At 62.2% G+C, this 24,666-nt stretch carries 21 protein-coding genes; 9 read left to right on the top strand and 12 right to left on the bottom strand.

Going from position 1 to position 24,666, the window contains the following annotated elements; genetic code table 11:
- Window positions 1-10 precede the first annotated feature (10 nt).
- The 8 genes from K3F44_RS10770 to K3F44_RS10735 all read right to left on the bottom strand — a co-directional run bounded on the left by K3F44_RS10770 (window position 11) and on the right by K3F44_RS10735 (window position 9,995).
- On the bottom strand, window positions 11-1,978 hold the full coding sequence (locus tag K3F44_RS10770) for a DNA topoisomerase III (RefSeq protein WP_220633999.1): 1,968 nt from the start codon (window positions 1,976-1,978) through the stop codon (window positions 11-13).
- A 175-nt stretch (window positions 1,979-2,153) separates the two neighbouring features.
- Entirely contained in the window at window positions 2,154-2,588 is a 435-nt protein-coding gene (locus K3F44_RS10765) for a GNAT family N-acetyltransferase (RefSeq protein ID WP_101320856.1), read from the bottom strand.
- Complete coding sequence (locus tag K3F44_RS10760) at window positions 2,581-3,747, bottom strand: cupin domain-containing protein (RefSeq protein WP_150569895.1); 1,167 nt, start codon at window positions 3,745-3,747, stop codon at window positions 2,581-2,583. Before K3F44_RS10760 ends, K3F44_RS10765 begins: the two co-directional genes overlap by 8 nt.
- Before the next feature lie 81 nt (window positions 3,748-3,828).
- Window positions 3,829-5,199: an adenylosuccinate lyase gene (gene purB, locus K3F44_RS10755; RefSeq protein ID WP_101320851.1), complete on the bottom strand. Its 1,371-nt coding sequence runs from the start codon at window positions 5,197-5,199 to the stop codon at window positions 3,829-3,831.
- A gap of 258 nt (window positions 5,200-5,457) precedes the next feature.
- A complete protein-coding gene (hflD, locus tag K3F44_RS10750) occupies window positions 5,458-6,084 on the bottom strand; it encodes a high frequency lysogenization protein HflD (RefSeq protein ID WP_101320849.1) in 627 nt (208 codons plus the stop codon).
- Window positions 6,081-7,205: a tRNA 2-thiouridine(34) synthase MnmA gene (gene mnmA / locus K3F44_RS10745; protein ID WP_220633998.1), complete on the bottom strand. Its 1,125-nt coding sequence runs from the start codon at window positions 7,203-7,205 to the stop codon at window positions 6,081-6,083. Before mnmA ends, hflD begins: the two co-directional genes overlap by 4 nt.
- Window positions 7,206-7,261: 56 nt before the next feature.
- The gene (locus tag K3F44_RS10740) at window positions 7,262-7,702 is read right to left on the bottom strand and encodes an NUDIX hydrolase (RefSeq protein ID WP_188036305.1); all 441 of its coding nucleotides are present in this window, start codon (window positions 7,700-7,702) and stop codon (window positions 7,262-7,264) included.
- Window positions 7,703-7,769: 67 nt separating this feature from the next.
- On the bottom strand, window positions 7,770-9,995 hold the full coding sequence (locus K3F44_RS10735) for an NADP-dependent isocitrate dehydrogenase (protein ID WP_101320843.1): 2,226 nt from the start codon (window positions 9,993-9,995) through the stop codon (window positions 7,770-7,772).
- A 427-nt stretch (window positions 9,996-10,422) separates the two neighbouring features.
- Here K3F44_RS10735 and icd point away from each other — a divergent pair, with 427 nt between their 5' ends.
- The gene (icd, locus tag K3F44_RS10730; RefSeq protein WP_220633997.1) at window positions 10,423-11,679 is read left to right on the top strand and encodes an NADP-dependent isocitrate dehydrogenase; all 1,257 of its coding nucleotides are present in this window, start codon (window positions 10,423-10,425) and stop codon (window positions 11,677-11,679) included.
- Between the two features lie 69 nt (window positions 11,680-11,748).
- Here icd and cspD read toward each other — a convergent pair whose 3' ends face one another.
- On the bottom strand, window positions 11,749-12,009 hold the full coding sequence (cspD, locus tag K3F44_RS10725) for a cold shock domain-containing protein CspD (protein ID WP_220633996.1): 261 nt from the start codon (window positions 12,007-12,009) through the stop codon (window positions 11,749-11,751).
- 228 nt (window positions 12,010-12,237) lie between these two features.
- Here cspD and clpS point away from each other — a divergent pair, with 228 nt between their 5' ends.
- Entirely contained in the window at window positions 12,238-12,600 is a 363-nt protein-coding gene (clpS, locus tag K3F44_RS10720; protein ID WP_101320839.1) for an ATP-dependent Clp protease adapter ClpS, read from the top strand.
- 30 nt (window positions 12,601-12,630) lie between these two features.
- The gene (gene clpA, locus K3F44_RS10715; protein WP_101320837.1) at window positions 12,631-14,901 is read left to right on the top strand and encodes an ATP-dependent Clp protease ATP-binding subunit ClpA; all 2,271 of its coding nucleotides are present in this window, start codon (window positions 12,631-12,633) and stop codon (window positions 14,899-14,901) included.
- 87 nt (window positions 14,902-14,988) lie between these two features.
- On the opposite strand, the gene infA is transcribed toward clpA, so the two are convergent.
- The 3 genes from infA to aat all read right to left on the bottom strand — a co-directional run bounded on the left by infA (window position 14,989) and on the right by aat (window position 16,753).
- Window positions 14,989-15,207, bottom strand: coding sequence for a translation initiation factor IF-1 (gene infA / locus K3F44_RS10710; protein WP_002553999.1), 219 nt, complete (start codon window positions 15,205-15,207; stop codon window positions 14,989-14,991).
- A 102-nt stretch (window positions 15,208-15,309) separates the two neighbouring features.
- Window positions 15,310-16,017, bottom strand: coding sequence for an arginyltransferase (locus tag K3F44_RS10705; RefSeq protein ID WP_101320835.1), 708 nt, complete (start codon window positions 16,015-16,017; stop codon window positions 15,310-15,312).
- Between the two features lie 55 nt (window positions 16,018-16,072).
- Entirely contained in the window at window positions 16,073-16,753 is a 681-nt protein-coding gene (gene aat / locus K3F44_RS10700) for a leucyl/phenylalanyl-tRNA--protein transferase (RefSeq protein WP_150569897.1), read from the bottom strand.
- A 402-nt stretch (window positions 16,754-17,155) separates the two neighbouring features.
- Between aat and ftsK the strand changes: the two genes are divergently transcribed.
- The 6 genes from ftsK (at window position 17,156) to cysG (ending at window position 24,615) form a co-directional block, all read left to right on the top strand.
- A complete protein-coding gene (gene ftsK / locus K3F44_RS10695) occupies window positions 17,156-19,522 on the top strand; it encodes a DNA translocase FtsK (RefSeq protein ID WP_178080833.1) in 2,367 nt (788 codons plus the stop codon).
- 62 nt (window positions 19,523-19,584) lie between these two features.
- Entirely contained in the window at window positions 19,585-20,208 is a 624-nt protein-coding gene (gene lolA / locus K3F44_RS10690) for an outer membrane lipoprotein chaperone LolA (RefSeq protein ID WP_101320829.1), read from the top strand.
- A gap of 12 nt (window positions 20,209-20,220) precedes the next feature.
- Window positions 20,221-21,546, top strand: coding sequence for a replication-associated recombination protein A (locus tag K3F44_RS10685; RefSeq protein WP_101320827.1), 1,326 nt, complete (start codon window positions 20,221-20,223; stop codon window positions 21,544-21,546).
- Entirely contained in the window at window positions 21,543-21,917 is a 375-nt protein-coding gene (crcB, locus tag K3F44_RS10680; protein ID WP_220633995.1) for a fluoride efflux transporter CrcB, read from the top strand. The genes K3F44_RS10685 and crcB overlap by 4 nt, the downstream gene beginning before the upstream one ends.
- A 28-nt stretch (window positions 21,918-21,945) precedes the next feature.
- Window positions 21,946-23,226 (top strand): serine--tRNA ligase, encoded by a 1,281-nt coding sequence (gene serS / locus K3F44_RS10675; protein ID WP_101320823.1) that lies wholly within the window; start codon window positions 21,946-21,948, stop codon window positions 23,224-23,226.
- The gene (gene cysG, locus K3F44_RS10670) at window positions 23,227-24,615 is read left to right on the top strand and encodes a siroheme synthase CysG (RefSeq protein ID WP_220633994.1); all 1,389 of its coding nucleotides are present in this window, start codon (window positions 23,227-23,229) and stop codon (window positions 24,613-24,615) included.
- Window positions 24,616-24,666: the final 51 nt, after the last annotated feature.

Below are 24,666 nucleotides of genomic sequence, written 5' to 3'. Positions count from 1 at the left end.
GGTCGGCGGCTCAGGTAGTGGCCTTGCGCCTGGCAACCCTCGGCTTGGCCGCCTTGGGCTTGCCGTCGGCCGCTTTGGCCTTGGTGCCCGAGCGGCGCTTCTTGCTCCAGGGCGCCTTCTTGCCACCGGCGGGTGCCAGCGGGCCGCTGATGGTCATGCGCATGCTGCTACAGCGCTCCACCAGCTTGCCCATCCAGGCCGATTGGCGGGCAACGAATTCCTCGAGGGTCATTTCGCCGCTCTGGACCATGTCCAAAGCCTGCTCCCAGATCGCCGTGGTGCCCGGGTCGGCAATGGCCCGTGGGACGGCGTCAATCAGGCTGAACGCGGCTGGGGTGGCGGCCAGTGCCTTGCCGTTCTTGACCAGATAACCGCGGTCGAGCAGGCCCTGGATGATGCTGGCGCGGGTGGCCTCGGTGCCAATGCCGGTGGTGTCCTTGAGCTTTTGCTTAAGCTTGGGGTCATCCACCAGCTTGGCGACGTTTTTCATCGCCTTGATCAGGTCGCCTTCGGTGAAAGGCTTCGGCGGCTGGGTCCACAGGTCCTTGAGCTGGACGTTGCGCACTGCGCAGACCTGGCCTTGCTGCAAGGCTGGCAGCACCTGCGCCGGCGGCGCTTCACGGCCATTGGCCGGCGTCAGCGCCTCTGGCAGGGCGCGGCGCCAGCCGGGTTCGACGATCTGCTTGCCGACGGCGCGCAGGGCGTGGCCAGCGCAATCGAAATCAGCCTGGGTGCGGTCGTATTCATGGTTGGGCAGAAATTGCGCCAGGTAACGCGCGCGGATCAGGGTGTAGACGGCCTTGTATTTGGGCGGCAGGCGCGTCGGGTCACTGGCGGCGGCAGTGGGGATGATGCCGTGGTGGGCGCTGACCTTGGCGTCGTTCCAGGCGCGCGAGCGGCGTTGCGGCTGCAGGTGCGCTTGCAGCGGCGCCAGGCTGGCATCGGCGCGCTGCAATGCAGCGAGAATGGCCGGCGCCTCGGCGTGCTGGCTCATTGGCAGAAAGCCGCAGTCGCTGCGCGGGTAGGTGATCAGTTTGTGGGTTTCGTACAAGGCCTGGGCGATGTCGAAGGTTTCCTGGGCGCCGTAGCCGAACTTCTTCGAGCAGATTTCCTGCAGGGTGCCCAGGTCGAACGGCAGTGGTGCGGCTTCGCGCACGCGCTCGGTGACCAGCTTGCTGACCTGCGCACTGCCAGCCGCAGCGATATCGGCGGCGGCTTGCTGGGCCAGGCTCTGGTTAAGGCAGCGGGCCTGATCATCGCAGGCGTCTTCAGGCGCACGCCACTGTGCGTTGAACAGGCTACCGGCATGCTCAAGCTGCACGTCGATGGCCCAGAACGGCACCGGCACGAAGTCGGCGATGCTGCGATCGCGGTCTACCACCAGGCGCAGGGTCGGGGTTTGCACGCGGCCAACGGGCAATACGCCTTGATAACCGGATTGACGCCCGAGCAGGGTGAACAGCCGACTCATGTTCATGCCGATCAGCCAGTCGGCACGCGAACGGCCCAAAGCTGAATGGTACAGGCTGAAGGTCTCGCTGCCGGGCAGCAGCTTGGCCAGAGCCTTGCGGATCGAGGCATCGTCCAGCGCCGACAGCCACAGGCGCTGGATCGGGCCGCGGTACCGGCAGTGCTCGACCAGCTCACGGGCGATCATCTCGCCTTCGCGGTCGGCGTCGGTGGCGATGACCAGTTCGCGCGCTTCGCCAAGCAGGCGTTTGACTGCCTTGAACTGGCTGGCGGTTTTTGGCTTGACCAGCATTTTCCACTGGCCCGGGATGATCGGCAGGTCGTCCAGGCTCCAGCGCTTGTAGCGGGCGTCGTAACTGTCGGGTGGGGCGGTTTCGAGCAGGTGGCCGATGCACCAGGTCACGCACACGTCAGTGCCTTGCCAGCAGCCGTCACCGCGGCGGGTGGCGCCGAGCACTTTGGCGATATCTTTAGCCTGGGAGGGTTTTTCGCAGAGAAACAGGCGCATGGCCGAGAACGCTTCATGGGCAGACGATGAGCGTCAGGATGGACAAAGAAGCGCCGCCAGGCAAGTTTTATCTGTATGCATATACAGCTGGCTGGTGAGCCAATGTTGCAGAGCACGCAGCGGGCCATTGCAGCCCGCTGCGAAACAGGGCCGGTTCAAGCGGCCCTGAGGTTGCTCAGGAGAGGTCGCAGGACTCGCGCACCATCTCCACGTGGGGGATGCCGGCTTCGAGGAACTCCTCGCTGACCACCTTGAAACCCAGCCGCTCATAGAACGGCGTGGCATGCACCTGGGCGCTCAAGGTCTGTTGCTTGAGGTCGCGAGCCTGGGCTTCGGCGATCACCGCATGCATCAGTGCGTCGCCCACTTTCAGCCCGCGCCAGTCCTTGAGTACCGAGATGCGGCCGATGGTGCCGTCTGCCAGCAGGCGCGCGGTGCCGATCGGGTAGTCACCCTCAAGGGCCAGGAAATGCACGGCCTGGGGGTCTTCGGCGTCAAATTCCAGCTCAGGCGGAATGTGCTGCTCGGCAACGAACACCGCATCGCGGATGTGGCGGATGTCACTGTTGTCCTTGATCCAATCGGCAAGCCGAACGCTGATTCTATTCATTGGCAAAACCCAGACTTCCTTGTTCGACCAGCTGGCAGACCAGGGTCAGACCTTCTTCATCCTTGAGCCACTGGCCCAGGTTTTCGATGTGCAGCGCATCGGCGGCGCAGATCATTTTCAGCAGATCGCGCAGGTGGCCCGAAAGCAGCCGGCTCTGGCCGCTGGCGAACAGCAGCAAATTGTCATCGACCTCCGACCAGGCCAGGCGTGCGCTTGGATTACGGATAAGAATAGCGCCTTGTTCCAGGCTGTCGATCAGCTCTTCTTCCTTGAGCGGCTCGCCGGCGACCTGCTCAGGGTAGCGTGGCTCGGTCATGAACTGGCCAAACCAGGTCAGCAGCAGGCGCTCGTCACCCATGTGCTCGGCCAGTAGGGCCTTGAGGCGGTCCAGAGCGTCGTGCTGGATCTGGTGCGGGTCGCTGACCGGCTGGGCGTCGGCGTCGCTGTAGCGCTCTTCGTCCGGCAGGAACTGGCTGAGGAAGTCGGTGAAGTGGGTCAGCACTTCAGCAGCGCTTGGCGCGCGGAAACCGACCGAGTAGGTCAGGCAGTTGTCTTCGGCAACGCCGAAGTGGGCCAGGCGTGGTGGCAGGTAGAGCATGTCACCCGGCTCCAGGCGCCACTCGTCGGTCTGCTCGAAGTCAGCCAGGATGCGCAGGTCGGCGTGCTCGAGCAGCTTGCTGTCGCTGTCGCACATCTGGCCGACTTTCCAGTTGCGGGTACCGTAGCCCTGCAGCAGGAACACGTCGTAGTTGTCGAAGTGCGGGCCGACGCTGCCGCCGGGCGCGGCATAGCTGATCATCACATCGTCGATGCGCCAGCTCGGCAGGAAGCGGAAGCTTTCCAGCAGTTCGGCCACTTCTGGCACGAACTGGTCGACCGCTTGCACCAGCAGGGTCCAGTCGCGCTCTGGCAGGGTGGCGAAGTCGTCCTCGGTGAACGGGCCGCGACGCAACTCCCAAGGGCGTTCGCCGTGTTCGAGGACCAGGCGCGATTCGACTTCCTCTTCCAGGGCCAGGCCAGCCAGCTCGTCAGGGTCGATCGGGCTCTCGAAGTCGGTGAACGCCTGGCGCACCAGCAATGGCTTCTTCTGCCAGTAGTCACGCAGGAACTCGCGAGCAGTCAAACCGCCAAGCAGCTGAAGTGGAGTATCAGAATTCATGTTCAACCTATTGAAAAAACGTAATTTTCGTCCGGGAATAAAAACGCCCGGCTAGGCCGGGCGTCAGACGCAGGCGTAATCTTAGATACGTTTGGCCTGCGCGACTGCGTTACCTATGTAGGTCGCAGGAGTCAGCTGCTTGAGCTCGGCCTTGGCATCGGCTGGCATGTCGAGGCCATCGATGAAGGTCAGCAGCGCCTCAGGGGTGATGCCTTTGCCACGGGTCAGCTCTTTGAGCTTCTCGTAGGGGTTTTCGATGTTGAAACGACGCATGACGGTCTGGATCGGCTCGGCGAGCACTTCCCAGCAGGCGTCCAGGTCAGCAGCGATGCGCTGAGTGTTAACTTCCAGCTTGCTGATGCCCTTCAGGCTGGCTTCATAGGCGATAACGCTGTGAGCGAAGCCCACACCCAGGTTGCGCAGCACGGTGGAGTCGGTCAGGTCACGCTGCCAGCGCGAAACCGGCAGTTTGCTGGCCAGGTGCTGGAACAGGGCGTTGGCGATACCGAGGTTGCCTTCGGAGTTTTCGAAGTCGATCGGGTTGACCTTGTGCGGCATGGTCGACGAGCCGATTTCACCGGCAACGGTGCGCTGCTTGAAGTAGCCCAGCGAGATGTAGCCCCAGATGTCCCGGTCGAAGTCGATCAGGATGGTGTTGAAGCGGGCGATCGCGTCGAACAGCTCGGCAATGTAGTCGTGCGGCTCGATTTGGGTGGTGTACGGGTTGAACTGCAGGCCCAGCTCGTCTTCGATGAAGGCGCGGGCGTTTTCTTCCCAGTCGATCTGCGGGTAGGCCGACAGGTGCGCGTTGTAGTTACCGACGGCGCCGTTGACCTTGCCCATCAGCGGCACGGCAGCGACTTGCGCAATTTGGCGCTCGAGGCGGTAGACGACGTTGGCCATCTCTTTGCCCAGGGTGGTCGGCGAGGCTGGCTGGCCGTGGGTGCGCGACAGCATCGGCACGTCGGCATGCTGGTGGGCGAGCGCGCGGATCGCTTCGGCGATCTGGCGCATCAGCGGCAGCAGCACGTCATCACGGCCCGCGCGCAGCATCAGCGCGTGGGACAGGTTGTTGATGTCCTCGCTGGTGCAGGCGAAGTGGATGAACTCGCTGACGTTGGCCAGCTCAGGCAGTTGTGCAGCCTGCTCCTTGAGCAGGTACTCGATGGCCTTGACGTCGTGGTTGGTGGTGCGTTCGATTTCCTTGACGCGCTCGGCGTGGGCCAGCTGGAAATCACTGGCCAGGGTATCGAGAACGGCGTTGGCCTCGGCCGAGAATGCCGGCACTTCACCGATTTGCGGGTGGGCGGCCAGGCGTTGCAGCCAGCGCACTTCGACCAGGGCGCGGAAACGGATCAGGCCGTATTCGCTGAAAATAGGGCGCAAGGCCTGGGTTTTGCCGGCGTAGCGGCCGTCTACAGGGGAAACCGCAGTGAGCGAGGAAAGCTGCATGGGGTGTTCTCGGACAGTCAGGCTTTTGGAGGGCGCATATCATACATGAAAAATGCGCCGAGGTCGGGTGGCTGACCAAAGGTCGAGCCGTTTCAAAGCTTATCGCGGTCGCTGCAGGAGCGGCCTCGTGCCGCGAAAGGGCTGCGCAGCGGCCCCAGGATTTGTGCAGCACCCTAGGATTGCTGGGCGCGCTTCGCGCACCTTTCGCGACACGAGGCCGCTCCTACATGGACCGTGCCAGGCGGGGATGCGCAGCATTCAGGAATTGGTGCGCATCATGCCGTACAGTTCGTTGAGCAACTTGCGCCGGCTGAATACCAGCTGCCAGCGGTGCCCGCCAAGCTGGCGCCACAGGCGTGCGGCGCGGATCCCGGCCAGCAGCAGTGCGCGGATCTTCGAGGCGTTGCTGGCTTGCTGCAGGAAGCGCATGTCGCCATGCACCTGAATGCGCTGGCGCAAGGTGCTCAGGGTGTCCTGATACAAGGCGCCACTGGAAGCGATGACATTCTCGTGGGTCAGGCCGAAGTGATCGGCCTGCCCCTGGATTTGCGGCAGGCGGTTGCCGATGGTTTCCAGCAGGTCGCCACGCTTGGCCAGCTGGCGCTCGAGGCCGAGCATCGACAGGGCATAGCGCAGCGGCTCGCGCTGCAGGCTGCTGGGCTCGCGCTCGAGTGCGCCGACCAGGGCGCGGTAACCGTCGCGCAGGTTAAGGTCATCACCACCGAACACCTCGAGGGTGTCCTTGGGATCCATCACCAGCAGGCTGCCAAGCATGCAGCCAAGCTCGGCGTCATTGGACTGGCCGGTGCGTGCCAGCTTGTCGACCAGCACTGCAGCCTGAAACACGCCGCCCAGGGCAATCAACTGCTCGTGCAGGTTGCTCATGGGCGCGGGCTCCACGGCTCAGCAGTCTCGATCACGCCGCCGCCCAGGCACACCTCGCCATCATAGAACACCACCGACTGGCCGGGGGTGACCGCACGTTGCGGCTCGTCGAACACGGCGCGGTAGCCGCTTTCGGTGCGTTCCAGGGTGCAGCCCTGGTCGCCCTGGCGATAGCGCACCTTGGCCGTGAGGCGGCGCGGGGTGGCGAGGTCGATCGGGTTGACCCAGAAGATGTCCGAGGCGAGCAGGGCGCGGGAGAACAACCATGGGTGCTCGTTGCCCTGGCCGACCACCAGCACGTTGCGGGCGAGGTCCTTGACCAGCACGTACCACGGGTCGTCACCGGCGTCCTTGAGGCCGCCGATGCCCAGGCCCTGGCGCTGGCCGATGGTGTGGTACATCAGGCCATGGTGGCGACCGATGACTTCACCTTCGGTGGTTTCGATGTTGCCCGGCTGGGCCGGCAGGTACTGCTTGAGGAAGTCGCTGAAGCGTCGTTCGCCAATGAAGCAGATGCCGGTGGAGTCCTTTTTCTTGGCAGTAGCCAGGCCATGTTTCTCGGCGATGGCGCGCACTTCGGTTTTTTCCAGCTCGCCGACCGGGAACAGGGTGCGGGCGATTTCCTTGCCGCCAACGGCATGCAGGAAGTAGCTCTGGTCCTTGTTCGGGTCCAGGCCCTTGAGCAGCTCGGTCAGCTCGCCGGTGTCGCGCCGGCGTACATAGTGACCGGTGGCGATCAGGTCGGCACCGAGCGACAGCGCGTAGTCGAGGAAGGCCTTGAACTTGATCTCGCGGTTGCAGAGGATGTCCGGGTTTGGCGTGCGCCCAGCCTTGTACTCTTCAAGGAAGTGCTCGAACACGTTGTCCCAGTACTCGGCGGCAAAGTTAGCCGTGTGCAGCTTGATGCCAATGCGATCGCACACGGCCTGGGCGTCGGCCAGGTCTTCGCGGGCGGTGCAGTAGTCGGTGCCGTCGTCCTCTTCCCAGTTTTTCATGAACAGACCTTCCACCTGGTAGCCCTGCTCGATCAGCAGAAGGGCGGAGACGGAAGAGTCGACGCCGCCGGACATGCCGACGATGACGCGGGTCTTGGCGGGGTCTTTGAGTGCTGGGCTGGTCATGGCTACCGATGTGTATCAGGGAAAAAGGTCGATTCTATCAGGCCCGCTCGTGCGCGTCAGTCGCGCAGCAAGGCGAGGCTGTGCAGCGGGCCTGCCAGGTAGTCGTCGATGCAGCGCGGCACCAGCTCGCTGCGCCAGCGTTGTGGCTCGGCCAGCAGCTCGGCGCGGGTCATCCACAGCGCGTGGGTTATATCGCTGTCGAGGGCGCGTTGCGGATGGTGCCGGACGGGGCGGGCAGCGAAGCAGATGCGTTGGTAGGTGACGCCGTTACTGGGGGCGGTGTACAGGTAGATGCCCACCACGCCGGTCAGTTCGACGTCCCAGGCGGTTTCTTCGAGGGTTTCGCGCAGGGCGGCCTGCTGCAGGGTTTCGTTGGGCTCGAGGTGGCCGGCCGGTTGGTTGAAGACGTGCTGGCCGGCTTTGAATTCCTCGACGAAGAGGAAGCGGCCCTGGTCTTCGACCACGGTGGCTACGGTGATGTGGGGGTGCCAGGTCATAGTGGAATCCTGAAAAGCACAAACCCCGGTGCGTGGCCGGGGTTTGTGGGGTTACTTCAAGTGAACCTTACAGCGCAGCAATCGCGTTGTTGAGGGTCTGGCTTGGACGCATCACCTTGGCGGTCAGCTCGGCATCCGGGGCGTAGTAGCCACCGATGTCGACTGGCTTGCCCTGTACGGCGTTGAGTTCGGCGACGATGGTCGCTTCGTTCTCGGTCAGGGTCTTGGCCAGCGGGGCGAAGCGCGCTTGCAGCGCAGCGTCGTCGCTCTGCGCAGCCAGGGCCTGAGCCCAGTACAGGGTCAGGTAGAAGTGGCTACCGCGGTTGTCGATACCGCCAACCTTGCGCGAAGGCGACTTGTTATTGTCGAGGAACTTGCCGGTAGCCTGGTCCAGGGTGTTGGCCAGAACCTTGGCACGTGGGTTGGCGTAGGTGTCGCCCAGGTGCTCGAGCGAGGCCGCCAGAGCGAGGAATTCACCCAGCGAATCCCAGCGCAGGAAGTTCTCTTCGACCAGCTGCTGCACGTGCTTGGGTGCCGAACCGCCAGCGCCGGTTTCGAACAGGCCACCGCCGTTCATCAGCGGCACGATCGACAGCATCTTGGCGCTGGTGCCCAGCTCCATGATCGGGAACAGGTCGGTCAGGTAGTCGCGCAGAACGTTGCCGGTCACCGAGATGGTGTCCTTGCCTTCGCGGATACGGGCCAGGGAGAACTTGATCGCCTCGACCGGCGGCAGGACGCGAATGTCCAGGCCAGTGGTGTCGTGGTCTTTCAGGTACTTCTGGACTTTCTCGATCATCACGCCGTCGTGGGCGCGTTCCGGGTCGAGCCAGAACACCGCTGGGGTACCGCTCAGGCGGGCACGGTTGACGGCCAGTTTGACCCAGTCCTGGATCGGCGCGTCTTTAGTCTGGCACATGCGGAAGATGTCGCCGGCTTCGACGTTCTGTTGCAGAACCACGTTGCCTTTGCCATCAACGACGCGCACGACGCCATCGGCCTTGATTTCGAAGGTCTTGTCGTGGGAGCCGTACTCTTCGGCTTTCTGCGCCATCAGGCCAACGTTCGGTACGCTGCCCATGGTGGTCGGGTCGAAGGCGCCGTTGACCTTGCAGTCTTCGATGGCAGCCTGGTAGATACCGGCGTAGCAGCGGTCCGGGATCACGGCCTTGGCGTCTTGCAGCTCGCCGGCAGTGTTCCACATCTTGCCCGAGTCACGGATCATGGCCGGCATCGAGGCGTCGACGATTACGTCGCTCGGCACGTGCAGGTTGGTGATGCCTTTGTCGGAGTTGACCATGGCCAGGGCTGGACGTACGGCGTACAGGGCCTGGATGTCGGCTTCGATCTGCGCTTGCTGGTCAGCTGGCAGGTCCTTGATGCGGGCGTACAGGTCGCCGATGCCGTTGTTGGCATTGAAGCCGATGTCAGCCAGCGCTGCAGCGTGCTTGGTCAGCACTTCACCGTAGAACTCTTCGACGATGACGCCGAACATGATCGGGTCGGAAACCTTCATCATGGTTGCTTTCAAGTGCACCGAAAGCAGTACGCCGCTGGCCTTGGCATCGGCGATCTGCTCGGCGATGAAGGCTTTCAGGGCTTTGCGGCTCATGGTCGCGCAGTCAACCACTTCTGCAGCTTTGACAGCGGTTTTTTCCTTCAGAACGGTAGTTGCGCCGTTCTTGTCCAGCAGTTCGATGCGCAGGCTGTCGTCAGCTTCGATCAGTGCGGCTTTTTCGCTGCCGTAGAAGTCGCCTTGGCTCATGTGGGCCACGTGCGATTTCGAATCGGAAGCCCAGGCGCCCATTTTGTGCGGGTGCTTGCGAGCGTAGTTCTTGACCGAAAGCGGCGCGCGGCGGTCGGAGTTGCCTTCGCGCAGTACCGGGTTTACGGCGCTGCCCTTGATGCGGTCGTAGCGCGCGCGGGATTCTTTTTCGGCAGCGCTGGCAGGCTCGTCGGCGTAGTCAGGGACGGCGTAACCCTTGGCTTGCAGTTCCTTGATCGCAGCCTTGAGCTGAGGCACCGAGGCCGAGATGTTCGGCAGCTTGATGATGTTGGCTTCAGGGGTGGTGGCCAGTTGGCCCAGCTCCGCCAGATGATCGCTTACCTGCTTGTCTGCGCCGAGTTGCTCCGGGAATGCCGCAAGGATACGGCCAGCCAGGGAGATGTCGCGAGTTTCGACGGCGATGTCAGCCGAGGCGGTGAACGCTTCGACGATCGGCAGCAGCGAATAGGTGGCGAGGGCAGGGGCTTCGTCGGTGAAGGTATAGATGATCTTAGAGCGGGTGGGCATGCGGGTTAACTCTCTGTTTTGCTGAGCGTACTCGAGTCTCGGGGTGCGCTGGGTAGGCGCATCGCCCACGGCGCGCCATGGGCAAAAGGTCGAGAGGCTACGAGCGGTGATGGTGGATGCATCAGTCGAGCGTCAAGCGGCTGGGATGCGGTAACAGCCCAGACTTTGTGGCCTTCGAGGGCCGGGGGCAAGCCGCGATTTCCGGGGATTCGCCCCCATGACCTTACGGTCAGGGCCGGAGTATACCAAACCCTTTGGGCTAATCAGCAAGGCCAAGTGGTATCAGCGCATTTATAAGACCAAAGACTTACCTGCAATGTGGTGCATTGCCGCAGGTACAAGCCCGGCCTTGCAGGTCGGCAGATGTGGTTTAGGCTGATTGGATCGCATGATGTCCAACCACACCCGACTCCGGAGTAGTGCAAGCATGGGATACCAGAAAATCACGGTGCCGACCGACGGCGCCAGGATCACCGTCAATGCCGACCATTCACTCAATGTGCCCGACAACCCGATCATTCCTTATATCGAAGGGGATGGCATCGGGGTCGATGTTTCCCCGGTGATGATCAAGGTAGTCGATGCCGCGGTGCACAAGGCCTACGCCGGCAAGCGCAAGATCGCCTGGATGGAGGTCTATGCCGGTGAAAAAGCTACGCAGGTGTATGACCAGGACACCTGGCTGCCGCAAGAGACCCTCGACGCAGTCAAAGAATACGTGGTGTCGATCAAAGGCCCGCTGACCACACCGGTCGGCGGCGGCATCCGCTCGCTGAACGTGGCCCTGCGCCAACAGCTTGACCTGTATGTGTGTCTGCGCCCGGTGGTGTGGTTCGAGGGCGTGCCGAGTCCGGTGAAAAAGCCGGAAGACGTCGACATGGTGATCTTCCGGGAAAACTCCGAAGACATTTATGCCGGCATCGAGTGGAAGGCCGGTTCGCCCGAAGCCATCAAAGTGATCAAGTTTCTCAAGGAGGAAATGGGCGTCACCAAGATCCGCTTCGACCAGGACTGCGGCATCGGCGTCAAGCCGGTCTCCAAGGAGGGCACCAAGCGCCTGGTGCGCAAGGCGTTGCAGTATGTGGTCGACAATGACCGCGAGTCGCTGACCCTGGTCCACAAGGGCAACATCATGAAATTCACCGAGGGCGCGTTCAAGGACTGGGGCTACGAGGTGGCCAAGGAAGAATTCGGCGCCGAGTTGCTCGATGGCGGGCCGTGGATGCAGTTCACCAACCCCAAGAGTGGCAAGAACGTGGTGGTCAAGGATGCGATCGCCGATGCCATGCTGCAGCAGATCCTGCTGCGCCCGGCAGAGTATGACGTGATTGCCACGCTCAACCTGAACGGTGACTACCTGTCCGATGCGCTGGCGGCAGAAGTGGGCGGGATTGGCATCGCGCCTGGGGCGAACCTGTCGGATACGGTGGCAATGTTCGAAGCGACGCACGGTACCGCGCCCAAGTATGCCGGCCAGGACAAGGTCAACCCGGGGTCGGTTATCCTCTCGGCCGAAATGATGCTGCGGCATATGGGCTGGACCGAGGCTGCCGACCTGATCATCAAAGGGACCAACGGCGCAATTGCGGCGAAAACCGTTACCTATGATTTCGAGCGCCTGATGGACGGCGCCACGCTGGTGGGTAGCTCAGGCTTTGGCGATGAGATGATCAAACACATGTAGACACGAAAAAACCGATCGCCTCGTTCAAGAGGCGATCGGCCCGTTCACATCTCAGCGGCAGACAAATGGTCAGACAGTGGCCTTCGTGCGTTCAGTCGCCGGACCTGCTGAACTTGTGACCTCGGCTTTGGCGTCGCTGATGTTCACCGCGTGCAGGCCCTTGGGGCCCTGGATGATTTCGAACTTGACCAGCTGGCCGGCCTTCAGCGTCTTGTATCCGTCCATTACGATGGCCGAATAGTGGGCAAAGAGGTCTTCAGTCTTGCCGTCCTCGTTGATGAACCCATAGCCCTTGGCATTGTTGAACCACTTGACTTTACCGCTTGTCATCCCTATGTCCCTCTGCAAAGGACTCCATCACTGGAGTATCATCCACGTATCCGCATACGAACCTTGCGAAAAATCTGGTTGACTGCGCGGATCTTTATCGCCCACGGTGGGTTCTATTGGTTGTAACACCGTTTTGCCGATAGTCAAGGTCATGCGGCGCCTGCGCCGGCGCCAGCTCTATGCGGTCAACCCACAACCTTAACTTGTCGATGTGATGAAATTCTTTCCATGCATGCACACAGTCAGATTCGACTAACATTCAATCAGGATGGTCCTCAGACCAACGAGGACGATGGCTCCGGTCTGGCTGTTCAAGAAGCCAAGCCGATCCTGCAGGCGCCACCCATGTACAAGGTGGTTTTATTCAACGATGACTACACGCCAATGGATTTCGTCGTCGAAGTGCTCGAGACGTTCTTTAGTTTGAACCGCGAGCTGGCGACCAAGATCATGCTGACCGTCCATACCGAAGGGCGGGCAGTATGCGGATTGTTTACCCGCGATATCGCCGAAACGAAGGCGACGCAGGTCAACCAATACGCCCGGGAGAGCCAGCATCCGCTACTCTGTGAAATCGAGAAGGACGGTTAATCGCCGACCACTTGGGTATGAGGTGAAGCTATGTTAAACCGCGAGCTCGAAGTCACCCTCAATCTGGCCTTCAAGGAGGCCCGTTCGAAGCGTCATGAGTTCATGACTGTCGAACATCTGCTGTTGGCACTCCTTGACAATGAGGCGGCCGCAACCGTTCTACGCGCCTGTGGCGCCAATCTCGACAAGCTCAAGCACGACCTGCAAGAGTTCATCGACTCCACTACCCCCCTGATCCCGGTGCACGACGAAGACCGCGAAACCCAGCCAACCCTGGGCTTCCAGCGCGTGCTGCAACGCGCGGTGTTCCATGTGCAGAGTTCGGGCAAGCGTGAAGTGACCGGCGCCAATGTGCTGGTAGCTATCTTCAGCGAGCAGGAAAGTCAGGCCGTGTTTCTGCTCAAGCAGCAGAGCGTGGCCCGTATCGACGTGGTCAACTTCATTGCCCATGGCATTTCCAAGGTGCCAGGCCATGGGCCTAGCGCCGACAGCGACCAGGACATGCAGGATGAAGAGGGTGGCGAAACGTCGTCCTCGAGCAATCCGCTGGATACCTACGCCAGCAACCTCAACGAGCAGGCGCGTCAGGGTCGTATCGATCCGTTGGTGGGCCGTGAGCAAGAAGTCGAGCGGGTAGCGCAGATTCTCGCTCGCCGGCGCAAGAACAACCCGTTGCTGGTCGGTGAAGCGGGCGTCGGCAAGACGGCCATCGCCGAAGGCCTGGCCAAACGTATCGTCGACGGTCAGGTGCCTGATCTGCTGGCGCAGAGCGTGGTCTATTCGCTCGATCTCGGCGCACTGCTGGCCGGGACCAAGTACCGTGGCGACTTCGAGAAGCGCTTCAAGGCGCTGCTGGGTGAGCTGAAAAAACGTCCGCAGGCCATCCTGTTCATCGATGAGATCCACACCATCATCGGTGCCGGCGCGGCCTCGGGTGGGGTAATGGATGCGTCCAACCTGCTCAAGCCACTGCTCTCATCAGGTGATATCCGCTGCATCGGCTCGACTACCTTCCAGGAATTTCGTGGCATCTTCGAGAAGGACCGGGCCCTCGCGCGGCGCTTCCAGAAGGTCGATGTGTCGGAGCCGTCGGTGGAAGACACCGTGGGTATCCTGCGTGGGCTGAAAGGTCGCTTCGAGTCGCATCACCACATCGAGTACAGCGACGAGGCCCTGCGCGCCGCTGCCGAGCTCGCTGCGCGCTATATCAATGATCGGCATATGCCGGACAAGGCCATCGACGTGATCGACGAGGCGGGCGCCTACCAGCGTCTGCAGCCGGAGGCCAATCGGGTCAAGCGCATCGAAGTGGCGCAGGTCGAAGATATCGTCGCGAAAATCGCTCGGATTCCGCCAAAGCACGTGTCCAGTTCCGACAAGGAGCTGCTGCGTAACCTGGAGCGCGACCTGAAACTGACCGTATTTGGTCAGGATCCAGCGATCGACTCGCTGTCGACTGCGATCAAGCTGTCGCGAGCCGGCCTCAAGGCCCCGGACAAGCCCGTAGGCTCGTTCCTGTTCGCTGGCCCTACCGGCGTCGGCAAAACCGAGGCTGCGCGTCAGCTGGCCAAGGCGCTGGGCGTTGAGCTGGTGCGCTTCGACATGTCCGAGTACATGGAGCGGCACACTGTGTCGCGCCTGATCGGTGCGCCGCCAGGCTATGTCGGTTTCGACCAAGGTGGCTTGCTCACCGAGGCGATTACCAAGCAGCCGCACTGCGTACTGCTGCTCGACGAGATCGAGAAGGCCCACCCGGAAGTCTTCAACCTGCTGCTGCAGGTGATGGACCACGGTACCCTGACCGACAACAACGGGCGCAAGGCGGACTTCCGCAACGTGATTCTGATCATGACCACCAACGCCGGCGCCGAAACCGCCGCCCGGGCTTCGATTGGCTTCACTCATCAGGACCATGCGTCGGATGCGATGGAAGTCATTCGCAAGAGCTTCACGCCGGAATTCCGCAACCGCCTGGATACCATCATCCAGTTCGGTCGCCTGAGCCACGAGACGATCAAAAGCATCGTCGACAAGTTCCTTATCGAACTGCAGGCTCAGCTGGAAGACAAGCGTGTACTGCTTGAGGTCAGTGATGAGGCACGTGGCTGGCTGGCTGCCAGCGGCTATGACGTGCAGATGGGTGCCCGGCCGATGGCACGGCTTATCCAGGACAAGATCAAGCGGCCCTTGGCTGAAGAGATCCTGTTCGGTGAGCTGGCCGAGCATGGCGGCGTGGTGCACATCGAGCTACGTGATGGCGAGTTGGTGTTCGACTTCGAGACCACTGCCGAAGTGGCGTGATCGAGCAGAGTGGGCCGCCTCGGCGGCCCTTTTTCTTTGGCCACAAAAAAGCCCGGCACATTGGCCGGGCTTTTTCATGACTGGAGCTTAACGGGCGCGGTAGGTGATGCGGCCCTTGCTCAGGTCGTAAGGCGTCAGCTCGACGCGGACCTTGTCGCCAGTGAGAATACGGATGTAGTTCTTGCGCATTTTTCCGGAGATATGCGCGGTTACGACGTGCCCATTTTCCAACTCCACGCGGAACATGGTGTTGGGCAGGGTGTCGACGACAGTGCCTTCCATTTCGAAGCTGTCTTCTTTCGACATGCAGTAAAGCCCTCGGTATCCAGTGTAGGCCCGACGCGCAACTGCACCGGGCAAAAAAGTGGCGTGGATTATGCCCGAAAAGAGTATTTCAAGCCAATGCTTTCAATTGAGGCTGACCCAACGTTGGTTGATCAGCAGTTCGATGGGGCGATACTGGGTCTTGTAACTCATCTTTTTGCAGTTCTTGATCCAGTAGCCAAGGTACACCGCCTCAAGGTTCTGGCGCAGTGCATCGCTGATCTGCCAGAGAATGGCGAAGCGCCCCAGACTGCGGCGTTCTTCATCCGGCTCGTAGAAGGTGTACACCGCCGACAGCCCGTTGGGCAGCATATCGCATACCGCCACCGCAAGCAGCCGCCCATTCAGGCGAAACTCATAGAACCAGCAGAATGGCAGATCGCGCACCAGAAAGGTGGAAAACTGATCGCGACTGGGTGGATACATGTCGCCGTCGCTGTGGCGCTGCTCGATGTAGCGCCGGTACAGGTCGAAGTATTCCTCCTTGAACGATGGCCGGGCGGCAGTTACCTGGAGGTCGCTATTGCGCTTGAGGATACGCCGCTGCTGGCGATTGGGGATGAAGCGGGCGACGGGGATGCGCGCCGGTACGCAGGCGTTGCAGTTCTGGCAATGCGGGCGATACAGGTGGTCGCCACTGCGGCGAAAGCCCATTTCGGAGAGGTCGGCATACACATCGACGTCCATCGGCTGGCTAGGGTCGAGGAACAGCGTGGTGGCCTGCTCATCGGGCAGGTAGCTGCAGGAGTGGGGCTGAGTGGCATAGAACTTCAACCGCGCCAACTCTGTCATGATCGACCCCTCGGCAAGACGTAGTCCTAAGTGTAAGCCAGCTGGGCAAACTCGCCTAGCGAACCCAGCTGATGTCGACGGTCTGGTCGAGGTCGCGTGCGAGGTGCTCGGCAAAGCTGGCGCGGCTGATTTCGCGGGCGCCGAGGCTGTGCAGGTGGTTGGTTGGCATCTGGCAGTCGATCAGGACGAAACCGGCCGCACGCAGGTGCTCGACCAGGGTAACGAAGCCCACTTTGGAGGCGTTGTCGGCGCGGCTGAACATCGACTCGCCAAAAAACAGCCGGCCCATGGCCAGGCCGTACAGGCCGCCGACCAGCTCGCCGTTCTCGCGTACTTCCACCGAATGGGCGAAGCCGCGCCGGTGCAGCTCGCAGTAGGCTGCGCGCATGGGGTCGGTGATCCAGGTGCCGTCGGTGTAGTCGCGTGGCGCTGCACAAGCGGCAATTACCGTTTCGAAGTCAGTATCGAAACTGACCTGGTAACGCTGCTGGCGGATCAGCTTGGCCAGCGAGCGTGACACGTGCAGCTCGTCGGGGAACAACACCGTGCGTGGGTCGGGTGACCACCAGAGAATGGGCTGACCATCCTGAAACCACGGAAAGCAGCCATGCCGATAGGCCTGAACCAGGCGCTCAGGGCTCAGGTCACCGCCAGCGGCAAGTAATCCGTTGGGCTCCTGCAGAGCCTTTGTCAGGGGCGGAAAGGTCAGCGAGTCGCGTGTCAGCCAGGTCAGCATGGGCGTGATGTGCAGTGGGGGAGGGGAGGGCTGACAGCATGGCCCGCCCTCGTCAGCAGGTCAATCCAACGCCAACCCGCAGCGCTGACGCTCGCCAAGGCAATTGCCAGCAGATTTTTCAGGCAATCGGCACCAACCCGAGGCTTTGTTGTCACACCTGTGCAAAAACACAGCATAAGCCTTTGTCACGCAAGGCAATGCGTGCTCAAATTGCACCCATGAAAGTTTGCTGACCGTTCGCGCCCATCCGGCGCGCCGCCATGGCGGCTGGCGGGCAGTAATGTTAAAAGTACGGGTTCATTGACCGGACATCGGGTTGATCACTACTGGACGCGCAGCAAGCGCAGGAATAGACGCGTTTTGAAGAAATCCACCGCAACTCCGCCCCCTCTGCCGGTACCGATGTGGCGCCAGCAGTTGCATTATCGCCTCAAGGAAGGTGCGCTGATCGCCGTCGGCGCGCTGTGCCTGTACCTGTGGATGGCGCTGCTGACCTACGACACCGCCGACCCAGGCTTCACCCACACCAGCAATGTCGATCAGGTGCAGAACGCGGCTGGCCGCGCTGGCGCGTACTTCGCCGACATTCTGTTCATGGTGCTGGGCTACTTCGCCTATATCTTCCCGTTGCTGCTGGGGATCAAGACCTGGCAGATCTTCCGTGAGCGCCATCAGCCGTGGCAGTGGAGTGGCTGGTTGTTCTCCTGGCGGTTGATTGGTCTGGTGTTTCTGGTGTTGTCGGGCGCAGCCCTGGCCCATATCCACTTCCACCCGTCGGCAAGCCTGCCGTTCTCGGCCGGCGGCGCGCTGGGCGAGAGCCTCGGCGACCTGGCCCGCAGCCTGTTGAATGTGCAGGGCAGCACCCTGATGTTCATTGCCCTGTTCCTGTTCGGCCTGACGGTGTTCACCGATCTGTCCTGGTTCAAGGTCATGGACATGACCGGCAAGATCACCCTCGACCTGTTCGAGCTGGTGCAAGGTGCGGCCAATCGCTGGTGGGAAGCTCGCAACGAGCGCAAGCGCCTGGTGGCGCAGCTGCGTGAGGTTGACGAGCAGGTCGACACGGTCGTAGCGCCGGTGGTGGCCGACAAGCGCGAGCAGCTCAAGGCGCGCGAACGCATCATCGAGCGTGACGACGCGCTGACCAAGCACGTTGCCCAGCGCGTGCAGCAGCCGGCACCGGTGATCATGCCAGCCCCGGTCAAGGCGCCGGAGCCGAGCAAACGCATCCTCAAGGAAAAACAGACGCCGCTGTTCGTCGACAGTGCCGTCGAAGGCACTCTGCCGCCGATCTCGATCCTCGATCCGGCAGAAGAAAAGAAAATCGAATACTCGCCAGAATCCCTGGCCGGTGTTGGCCATCTGCTGGAAATCAAGCTCAAGGAGTTTGGTGTCGAGGTCTCGGTTGACTCGATCCATCCTGGCCCGGTGATCACTCGTTACGAGATCCAGCCGGCAGCCGGGGTCAAGGTCAGCCGTATCGCCAACCTGGCCAAGGATCTGGCCCGTTCCCTGGCCGTGACCAGCGTGCGGGTGGTCGAGGTGATCCCCGGCAAGACCACCGTCGGTATCGAGATCCCCAACGAGAACCGGCAGATGGTGCGCTTCTCCGAGGTGCTGTCGTCGTCCCAGTACGATGACGCCAAGTCGCCAGTAGCATTGGCCCTGGGTCACGACATCGGCGGCAAGCCGGTGATCACCGACCTGGCCAAGATGCCGCACTTGCTGGTGGCCGGTACCACCGGCTCGGGTAAGTCGGTGGGGGTCAACGCCATGATCCTGTCGATCCTGTTCAAGTCCGGCCCGGAAGACGCCCGCTTGATCATGATCGACCCGAAAATGCTCGAGCTGTCGATCTACGAAGGCATTCCGCACCTGCTCTGCCCGGTCGTTACCGACATGAAGGACGCAGCCAACGCCCTGCGCTGGAGCGTTGCCGAAATGGAGCGTCGCTACAAGCTGATGGCGGCCATGGGCGTACGGAACCTGGCCGGCTTCAACCGCAAGATCAAGGACGCCCAGGAGGCTGGCGAGGTCATTCATGACCCGTTGTACCGTCGTGAGAGCATGGATGACGAGCCGCCAACCCTGAAAACCTTGCCGACCATCGTTGTGGTGGTCGACGAGTTCGCCGACATGATGATGATCGTCGGCAAGAAGGTCGAAGAACTGATCGCCCGTATCGCGCAGAAGGCGCGGGCGGCAGGTATTCACCTGATCCTCGCTACCCAACGGCCATCGGTTGACGTCATCACCGGCCTGATCAAGGCCAACATCCCGACCCGTATGGCGTTCCAGGTGTCGAGCAAGATCGACTCGCGGACCATCATCGACCAGGGTGGCGCCGAACAGTTGCTGGGTCACGGTGACATGCTCTACATGCCGCCGGGCACCAGCCTGCCGATCCGCGTGCACGGTGCCTTTGTTTCCGACGAAGAAGTCCACCGCGTGGTGGAAGCGTGGAAGCTGCGTGGCGCGCCGGACTACAACGACGACATCCTCAACGGTGTCGAAGAGGCCGGCAGCGGCTTTGAAGGCAGCAGCGGTGGCGGTGATGACGATGCCGAAACCGACGCCCTGTATGACGAAGCCGTGCAGTTCGTACTTGAAAGCCGCCGCGCCTCGATCTCGGCGGTGCAGCGCAAGCTGAAAATCGGCTATAACCGCGCCGCGCGGATGATCGAGTCGATGGAAATGGCCGGGGTAGTCACCGCCATGAACACCAACGGCTCGCGCGAAGTGATTGCGCCGGGCGGCCCACGCGATTGATCATCACCCTGCCGGGCGCCAATCACGGCGCCCGGCCCATCTACTGTTCAACGAGGATTTCCATGCGCGCGATTCGCATGCTGTTGGTTTCCGCCCTGGCTCTGGGCACCCTGTCGGCGCATGCCGGCGAGAACGATGTGAAGCGCCTGACCGATCTGCTCGAGAAGTCGCAGACCATCGAAGCCAATTTCTCCCAGCTGACCCTGGATGCCGGCGGTACCAGTCTGCAGGAAACTACGGGCAAGATGACCGTCAAGCGTCCGGGCCTGTTCTACTGGCATACCGATGCGCCGCAGGAGCAGGTGGTGGTCTCCGACGGCCAGAAGGTCACCCTGTGGGACCCGGACCTGGAACAGGCCACGGTGAAGAAGCTCGATGTACGTTTGAACCAGACCCCGGCGCTGCTGCTGTCGGGCGATGTCTCCAAGATCAGCCAAAGCTTCGATATCACCTCCAAGGAGCAGGGCGAGGTGATGGACTTCACCCTCAAGCCTAAAACCAAGGACACCCTGTTCGATTCGCTGCGCGTGTCGTTCCGCAAAGGCCTGATCAACGACATGCAACTGATCGACAGCGTCGGCCAGCGCACCAACATCCTGTTCAATGGGGTCAAGGCCAACCAGCCGGTGCCTGCTGACCGCTTCAACTTCAAGATTCCGCAAGGCGCGGACGTTATCCAGGAGTAATCAGAGGCCGTCATGGACCTGTTTCGTAGCGAACCCGTCTCTCAGCCACTGGCTGCCCGGCTGCGTCCGTCCAACCTGGACGAGTATGTAGGCCAGGAGCACCTGCTGGCGCGCGGCAAGCCGCTGCGCGAGGCGCTGGAGCAGGGGGCGCTGCACTCGATGATCTTCTGGGGCCCGCCGGGGGTTGGCAAGACCACCCTGGCGCGGCTGCTGGCGCAGTTCTGTGATGCCCACTTCGAAACGGTCTCGGCAGTACTGGCCGGGGTCAAGGAGATCCGCCAGGCGGTTGAGGTGGCCAAGCAGCAGGCGGCTCAATACGGCCGGCGGACCATCCTCTTCGTCGATGAAGTGCACCGCTTCAACAAGTCGCAGCAGGATGCATTTCTGCCGTTCGTTGAAGACGGCACGCTGATTTTTATCGGTGCGACCACCGAGAATCCCTCATTCGAATTGAACAACGCCTTGCTCTCGCGGGCGCGCGTCTATGTGCTCAAAAGCCTGGATGAGGATGCGTTGCGCAAATTGGTCAATCGCGCCCTCAGCGAAGAGCGCGGCCTGGGCAAGCGTCAGCTGACGGTGGGCGATGAAGCCTTCAAGATGCTCATGGCCGCTGCCGATGGTGACGGCCGGCGCATGCTCAACTTCCTCGAAAACGCTTCGGACCTGGCCGAAGACGGCGCTGATATCGGCGTTGATCTGCTGCAGAGCCTGCTCGGCGACAGCCGCCGGCGCTTCGACAAGGGCGGCGAAGCGTTCTATGACCAGATATCGGCGCTGCACAAGTCAGTGCGCGGCTCCAACCCGGATGGCGCGCTGTACTGGTACGCGCGCATGCTCGATGGCGGCTGCGACCCGCTGTACATCGCCCGGCGCGTGGTGCGCATGGCCAGCGAAGATATCGGCAACGCCGACCCGCGGGCGCTGAGCCTGTGCCTGTCGGCGTGGGACGTGCAGGAGCGCCTTGGCAGCCCGGAAGGCGAGCTGGCGGTGGCCCAGGCCATCACTTACATCGCCTGCGCGCCGAAGAGCAATGCGGTGTACATGGGCTTCAAGGCGGCCATGCGCGAGGCAGCCGAGCACGGCTCGCTGGAAGTGCCGCTGCACCTGCGCAATGCGCCGACCAAATTGATGAAGCAACTGGGCTACGGCGAAGAATACCGCTACGCCCACGATGAGCCGGATGCCTACGCCGCAGGCGAAGACTATTTCCCGGACCAACTCGAACCACGACCTTACTATCAGCCAGTGCCACGCGGCCTGGAACTGAAGATCGGCGAGAAGCTGCGCCACCTCGCCGAGCTCGATCGCAACAGCCCTCGCCAGCGGAGAAAACCATGATTGCCTTGATTGCGGCCGTCAGCGCCGGCGGCGTCGCCGGCACCCTGCTGCGGTTTGCCACCACCAACTGGGTCAGCGCCCACTGGCCACGGCACTTCTATCTCGGTACGCTGGCGGTCAATCTGGTCGGCTGCTTGCTGATCGGCCTGCTGTATGGGCTGTTTCTGTACAAACCGATGGTCCCGGTCGAGCTACGCGCTGGTTTGATCGTCGGTTTTCTCGGCGGGCTGACCACGTTTTCGTCATTTTCGCTCGATACCGTGCGCCTGCTGGAAAACGGCCAGATACCGCTGGCCCTGGGCTATACCGCTATTAGCGTATGCGGCGGGTTGCTTGCCACCTGGGCCGGCCTGTCGCTAACCAAATTCTGAACCAACACACCTATAACGAGAGAACGATATGCTCGATGCCAAACTGTTACGCGGCCAACTTCAGGAAGTGGCGGATCGCCTGGCCTCCCGTGGCTTTAGCCTGGATGTCGCGCGCATCGAATCACTGGAAGAGCGCCGCAAGGCGGTGCAGACCCGTACCGAACAGCTGCAGGCTGAGCGTAACGCCCGTTCCAAGTCGATCGGCCAGGCCAAAGCCAAGGGCGAAGACATCGCGCCGCTGATGGCTGATGTCGAGCGCATGGCCAACGAACTGGCGGCCGGCAAGACCGAGCTGGACGAGATCCAGGCTGAGCTGGACGGTATTCTGTTGACCATCCCCAACCTGCCGGACGCCAGCGTGCCGGTCGGTGCCGATGAAGACGGCAACGTCGAAGTGCGCCGCTGGGGCACCCCGCGTGCCTTCGACTTCGAGGTCAAAGACCACGTTGCCCTGGGTGAAATCAGCGGTGGCCTGGACTTCGAGACCGCGGCCAAGCTCTCCGGCGCACGCTTTGCCCTGCTGCGTGGCCCGATCGCCCGCCTGCACCGCGCCCTGGCGCAGTTCATGATCAACCTGCACACCAGCGAGCACGGCTACGAAGAGGCCTATACCCCGTACCTGGTGCAGGCGCCTGCCTTGCAGGGCACCGGCCAGCTGCCGAAGTTCGAGGAAGACCTGTTCAAGATCAGCCGCGAAGGCGAAGCCGACTTCTACCTGATCCCGACCGCCGAAGTGTCGCTGACCAACATCGTTGCCGGCGAAATCCTCGACGCCAAGCAAATGCCGATCAAGTTCGTTGCGCACACACCGTGCTTCCGCAGTGAAGCCGGTGCGTCGGGCCGCGATACCCGCGGCATGATCCGTCAGCACCAGTTCGACAAGGTCGAGATGGTCCAGATCGTCGAGCCGAGCAAGTCGATGGAAGCGCTGGAAGGCCTGACCGCCAACGCCGAGCGCGTCCTGCAACTGCTGGAGCTGCCGTACCGGGTATTGGCCCTGTGCACCGGCGACATGGGCTTCAGTGCGGTCAAGACCTATGACCTGGAAGTGTGGGTGCCGAGCCAGGACAAGTTCCGCGAAATCAGCTCGTGCTCCAACTGTGGCGACTTCCAGGCGCGCCGCATGCAGGCGCGCTGGCGCAACCCGGAAACCGGCAAACCCGAGCTGGTACACACCCTCAACGGCTCCGGCCTGGCGGTAGGCCGGACCTTGGTTGCAGTGCTCGAGAACTACCAGCAGGCCGACGGTTCGATCCGTGTGCCGGAAGTGCTCAAGCCGTACATGGGCGGCGTCGAGGTCATCGGTTAAATGGATTACCTGCCGCTGTTTCACAAGTTGCAGGGCGGCCGGGTACTGGTCGTCGGCGGTGGCGAAATCGCCCTGCGCAAGGCGCGCTTGCTGGCCGATGCCGGCGCCGCGCTGCGCGTGGTGGCGCCGCAGGTCGACAGCCAGCTGATCAGCTTGACCGAGGCAACCGGCGGCGAGGTGCTGGTGCGAGGCTACCAGGTCACGGACCTGGAAGGGTGCCGGCTGGTGATCGCTGCCACCGACGATCCGCAGCTCAATGCTCAGGTGTCGGCCGAAGCGCAGGCACGCAGCCTGCCGGTCAATGTGGTCGATGCGCCGGCGCTGTGTACGGTGATCTTCCCGGCCATCGTCGATCGCTCGCCGTTGGTGGTAGCAGTGTCCAGTGGCGGCGATGCGCCGGTGTTGGCGCGACTGATCCGGGCCAAGCTTGAAGCCTGGGTTCCGGCGGCCTATGGGGAGCTTGCCGGGCTTGCCGCGCGGTTTCGCCATCAGGTGAAATCGCTGTACCCGGACGTCAATCAGCGCCGCGGCTTCTGGGAGACGGTGTTCCAGGGCCCGATTGCCGAGCGTCAGCTGGCCGGGCAGAGCGCTGAAGCCGAGCGTTTGTTGCAGGCGATGGTCGACGGCGCACCGGTGCAGCAGGGCGGTGAGGTGTATCTGGTGGGGGCTGGTCCGGGTGATCCGGACCTGCTGACCTTCCGCGCCTTGCGCCTGATGCAGCAGGCCGATGTGGTGCTGTACGACCGCTTGGTGGCACCGGCGATCATCGACATGTGCCGGCGCGATGCCGAGCGGATCTACGTCGGCAAGCGCCGCGCCGATCACTCGGTGCCGCAGGAACAGATCAATCAGCTGTTGGTTGAGCTGGCCTTGCAGGGCAAGCGCGTACTGCGGCTCAAGGGCGGCGACCCGTTCATCTTCGGCCGCGGTGGCGAAGAGATCGAAGAGCTGGCCGAGCATGGTATTCCGTTTCAGGTAGTCCCAGGCATCACCGCTGCCAGCGGTTGCTCGGCCTACGCCGGGATTCCGCTGACTCACCGTGATTACGCGCAGTCAGTGCGCTTCGTCACCGGTCACCTGAAGGACGGTAGCAGCAACCTGCCGTGGCACGATCTGGTTTCACCTGGGCAGACTCTGGTGTTCTACATGGGCCTGGTCGGCTTGCCGACGATTTGCGCTGAACTGATCCGCCATGGCCGTGCGGCGACTACGCCAGCGGCCTTGGTGCAGCAGGGCACCACGCGTAATCAACGAGTGTTCACTGGCACGTTGGCAGATCTGCCGGCGATGGTGGCCGAGCATGAAGTGCATGCGCCGACACTGGTAATCGTCGGTGAGGTGGTGCAGTTGCGCGAGAAGCTGGCATGGTTCGAAGGCACTCAGGACTAAGCTGCGCTGTTCTGTTTGAAACTCGGGGCCATTGCGGTCAGGTTGTAAAAA

The organism is Pseudomonas sp. S07E 245 (genome assembly GCF_019599025.1).
Taxonomy (GTDB): domain Bacteria; phylum Pseudomonadota; class Gammaproteobacteria; order Pseudomonadales; family Pseudomonadaceae; genus Aquipseudomonas; species Aquipseudomonas shirazensis.
This window is presented reverse-complemented; position numbering and strand designations above follow the sequence as displayed.